At 57.6% G+C, this 1033-nt stretch carries 1 protein-coding gene; it reads left to right on the top strand.

The genetic code is table 11. From position 1 onward, the window contains the following. Positions 1-46: 46 nt before the first annotated feature. The gene (locus ACWGXF_RS24355; RefSeq protein WP_012836612.1) at positions 47-979 is read left to right on the top strand and encodes an IS5-like element ISAav2 family transposase; all 933 of its coding nucleotides are present in this window, start codon (positions 47-49) and stop codon (positions 977-979) included. The last annotated feature ends 54 nt before the right edge of the window (positions 980-1033 follow it).

Raw genomic sequence — 1033 nt, 5'->3', positions numbered from 1 at the left:
GGCGTTGTTGCACAAATGCCGGTCGCAGCTGAGGTAGGCTCGGGAGATGAGAGAGACGAGCTGGGGTCGGGTTAAGTACCGCACAACGAACTGGAAGGCTTACAACGCAGCGTTGAAGGCGCGAGGTGAGCTGACCATTTGGCTCGATAGGGATATGCAGTGGCTAGCTCGGCCCACGGGCAAGCGTGGTCGTTGCCAGAAGTTCTCAGATGCGGCCATCCAGTTTTGCCTGACCATCAAGTGCTTGTTTGGCCAGCCCTTGCGCCAGACACTGGGCCTGGTTGAGTCGCTATTGGGTATGGCAGGCCTGCATTGGCCAGTGCCCGACTACAGCACGGTGTGTCGCAGGCAAAAGAGCTTGGATGTGCAGGTGCGCTACCGTGCAAGTGACAAAGGCTTGCACATGCTGGCCGACTCCACGGGCATCAAGTTCTTGGGCGAAGGTGAGTGGAAAACCAAAAAGCACGGTGCCGAGAGCCGCCGCCAGTGGCGCAAGGTGCATCTGGGTATTGATGCCCAGACACTGCAGATTCGGGCCATCGCAGTAACAACCAATGAAGTGGGCGACTCGCCCATGGCAGCAGACCTGCTAGGTCAAATTCCAAGCAATGAAGAGATAGCTAGCTTTACCGGTGATGGGGCGTACGACACGCAGGATGTACATAAGGCGTGCTACCTGCGGGGAGCCATTCCAATCATCCCGCCGCGCAAAGGAGCGAAGCTGCGCAAAGGGCTGGCATTTGCTCACCGCAATGAAGCGGTCAAGGCGTGTAGGCAGTTGGGGCGGGCTATCTGGAAACGCTGGAGCGGCTACCACCGAAGGTCACTGGTGGAGACCAAGATGAATTGCTTCAAGCGACTCGGCGAGAAGGTCATGGCCAGGACGTTTGAGCGCCAGGTGACCGAGCTGCACATCCGAGCTTCAATCCTCAATCAATTTACCGCTCTGGGCACGCCCCAGACAGTCGCTGCTGCGTAAATCTATTTGGGATTGGGGATGCCTTGGCCTATGGCCGATTTATGCAACAAAGCC

The organism is Comamonas sp. HJ-2 (assembly GCF_053615495.1).
Note: the sequence above shows the minus strand (reverse complement) of the source record. Positions and strands in the feature narration are given on the sequence as shown.